At 53.6% G+C, this 3,275-nt stretch carries 1 protein-coding gene and 2 pseudogenes; 1 reads left to right on the forward strand and 2 read right to left on the reverse strand.

What is annotated here, in order from left to right; genetic code table 11:
* Positions 1–180: 180 nt before the first annotated feature.
* Together D3227_RS39890 and D3227_RS39895 are read right to left on the reverse strand one after the other, a co-directional pair.
* Positions 181–324, reverse strand: a pseudogene (locus D3227_RS39890) (cysteine desulfurase-like protein); the annotation flags it as partial.
* A gap of 772 nt (positions 325–1,096) precedes the next feature.
* The gene (locus D3227_RS39895; protein ID WP_120019417.1) at positions 1,097–2,197 is read right to left on the reverse strand and encodes an ATP-grasp domain-containing protein; all 1,101 of its coding nucleotides are present in this window, start codon (positions 2,195–2,197) and stop codon (positions 1,097–1,099) included.
* 621 nt (positions 2,198–2,818) lie between these two features.
* Between D3227_RS39895 and D3227_RS39900 the strand changes: the two are divergent.
* A pseudogene (locus D3227_RS39900) lies at positions 2,819–3,100 on the forward strand (site-specific integrase); the annotation flags it as partial.
* Between the last annotated feature and the right edge of the window lie 175 nt (positions 3,101–3,275).

The following is a 3,275-nucleotide window of genomic DNA, read 5'->3' on the forward strand; positions in this document are numbered from 1 at the left end:
TTCACCGCGAAGCATACCGAGGCTCCAACAGGCTTGAGCGCGGTGCTCAGGGTTAGGTATGCCGTTCTTATCGCGTCAGAGGAGTAGCAATAAAATGGCGTCGGAACTGCCGTAGCGATTGTGTCGATACTTACGCGCTCCATATGCAGGGCCTGATGGTAATAGGCCAGCTGTTTCAAGTTAGTGTCGCCCCAGTTCCTCGTAGCGGTATTCAAACGTCTCGGGATCGAAGTCGAGCCAGCGGATGGTGACGCCGCGCTCCTCGGCTGCGATCACCCATGGACCGACGTTGCCGTCATGGTCCATGCGCCTGAGCACGATCTCATCGCCGGACCTCCATTAAACGGACAACCATGCGAGAGAAGTAAAAGATCAGAGAAGTACTGTTGGGCCCAAAGACGATCTCGTTTGGCGAAGCCGCGCCGAGCAATCTGCGACAGCTGACGAGCAATCTGCGACAGCTGAATGGGCGTCGCCCATATACGATCGCTCTCATGAGAGGTGCGGAGGACTCCGCTCTTGTTGGCGCAACTTCTTAGCATGACCTCACTCATGCGTTCAATCACACGCGCAGCGATCTGTGATCCGCCTGGCGCGTCTAAATAGACTCGCGATCTGCCCCCGTCAGTCAGCGCGAGCGACGGAAAGGCGGCACGCACAATTTCAATATCCCACCCCTGAGAAGTCATGGCACGCTCCTTTCGTCCTGCGGCGCTGTACGTCAGTGACGATCAGCTAATCGTTATTTGGATCAACGCCGCACATGGGTGACGCAAAGCATTGTCATGCCTACTTCCCTCACCTTTTTAAGCGCCCTGCGATCTCAAACTTATCGTGGGCTCACGCTCACATCACGAATAATCGCGGTGCACACTTCGCCAGGGTCGTCACCTCCACGACGCGACGGGCCGGATTTGCTTTGGCCGGGGGCCGGACGTGTTGGTCCGCGTTGCACCAGGTGGCGCCGCGTCTCGAGTAGTAAACCCCTTCACTGCCGCGCACTGATGCCAAGTGGGGTACTCTTCTCAAGCTAACCGTTACGTTCGTGCTCTTCGCCACCGACTGATTTACTCAGCCGGCTAACGTGTGCCTAACCTCAAATACGATCGTAATTTATATAATGTTCCGGCTTGATAAATGGGGTTGCGTTTGATGCAATCCAAGATATCAAATCGATAACTGTCATCCCACGACGGTTCAGCATCATCTCAAATGAGCCATCTTTCGCAATTCCAGGGATATAGTTGCACTCTAGAAACCATACTTCCGATGTGTCTGTCACCCGAAAATCTAGTCTCGCCATGTTATATATGTCTATTGATGACACGATTCTTTCCGCGATGGTCTGGACACGCCCGTAAACCTCATTGTCTGAGTCGACCACAGTCTTTTTCGCTATGTGGTCAGAATATTTTTGGTCTCGACCACAGAATTGCATCTCCGCGTCAAGCTTTACCACCGGAAGGGGAATTACCGCAGAAGAACTGACTAAGCACCCACAGGTATATTCGTCACCGGGAATGAACTCCTGAAACAGAGCGGCGCTATCATACGTGAAGATTGTGCCTAGTAGCGACTCGATCTCGGCTGCGGACCCCGCGGGGTCGCGAAAAAGCCCACAAAATAGCGATGAGCCGAGAGAATTCGGCTTTACAACAATTGGACCCCGACTCAGCTTGACAGCTTCAATCGCTTCCGAAACCCCCCTAGGCTTTACGAGTGTTGTCTTTGGTACCCGAACCACCTCATTCGGCAGTAGCGCCGAAACAAATGCTGACATGGCGTATTTATTCATGGTTAATGATGCTACGTGTGGGTCGCCGAACGTGCCCGTTACGCCTGAAAGCGCCGCGAGCGTCTGAATCCCTCCATCCTCACCAAACTGTCCGTGTAACAAATTTACGATGTACTCCGCATTAGATGCGATAGAATCTAGAACCGATGCCAGCTTCCTGCCGGGCATCGTGCTATTCTCGGCAATGCACCGATGTATATCGTTCGTAGTCGAAGCACGGTCAACTGGAATTGTTCGGATAAGCCCGTCGTATCGACTAATATGATATAAGCGTTTGACAGAAAACGGCCGCGCGACGACCGGCAGTGCGAGATATGACGAGATGACATTTATCAACGATGTGATAGACCCGTCATATTCAGTAGAAACCCCGCCGAATAAGAACGACACTTTCAGAGACATGCATGTTTTCCTTTGTCGGGGCGCGCTACCGAACTGCGCCAATGCTAATTTAACAGCTGAGGTATGTGGGAATGGGCACCAAATTTCGAAGTTGCATCAATCCCCGCTCTGAGTGTTTCCACCGGCGAAAGTCACAGGTCCCTCCCGACAGGTGGTTCGGCGGTTCGCGAGGTCGCTAGCAATGCCCCGATTGGGGGGCAGGGCGCCCGCTTTTGTTCCCATGACAATTGTCTCCGCGTGGACTGCAAAACGGCCATCCGATAAGTCTGCTTTCCGCAATTTCGGCCTGAGCCGAGCTTGGTGAACGTATCACCGTCAGCGACTTGCGAGTTTTAAGTTTGTGTGAATTCTTGTTGCACTATCCATAGCAAATGTTGAATTGAGCTGGCGCCCGTTATTAGAAGACTTCGTCCGAAGCACCGGCCAAGCGATAACTAACCCATCTTCAGGGTGCGAAGGCGTGTTGGTCTAAGGTTTGTTGAGATTCAGGATTCCGCCTGAGATTGGATTGTGATTGAACTAAACCGCTGTCACGGTAACTGATGCGCGGGTCTGGCCTGAGGAGGCCCCTGTCTGAGAAGATTTGGTGTCGAGCCAACCTTCCAGACAGGAGAACCCCAGATGGCCCAGATAAGCCCTCTGCGTCAGCGGATGATTGAAGATCTGACGATCCGCAATTTGTCACCGGAGACCCAGCGATCCTACGTGCATCACGTGGCGAAGTTCAGTCGATTTTTTGGACGATCACCCGATCAACTGGGATACGAAGAGGTGCGCGCCTATCAGGCCCACTTGGTGGGCCGAAGGGTCTCGTGGGGCGCGTTGAACCAGACCGTTTGCGCCTTGCGTTTCTTCTACGGCGTGACGCTGGGTCGATCTGACCTGCCTGAGCGGATCGCTTACTGGGGATTGCAAGCACGCGTTGGATTTGGGCGGAATGCTCGGGTGCCTCTGTTGATGGCTTTTCAAAAGCGCGTCTAAACGACGACAAGCGTTTGGTGCTTGTGGACGGAACAAAAAGGCGGCCTTTGCAGGCCGCCGAGTGTGGAGGATGTGTGCTTTAGAGCGAGGACGGGGC

Origin of the sequence: Mesorhizobium waimense (assembly GCF_003601975.1) — a bacterium.
Classification (GTDB): Bacteria; Pseudomonadota; Alphaproteobacteria; order Rhizobiales; family Rhizobiaceae; genus Mesorhizobium; species Mesorhizobium waimense.

What these genes read in the sequence shown, in the direction of transcription:
- D3227_RS39895 (WP_120019417.1), bottom strand. Translation starts at nt 2,197, where the DNA reads ATGTCTCTGAAAGTGTCGTTCTTATTCGGCGGGGTTTCTACTGAATAT.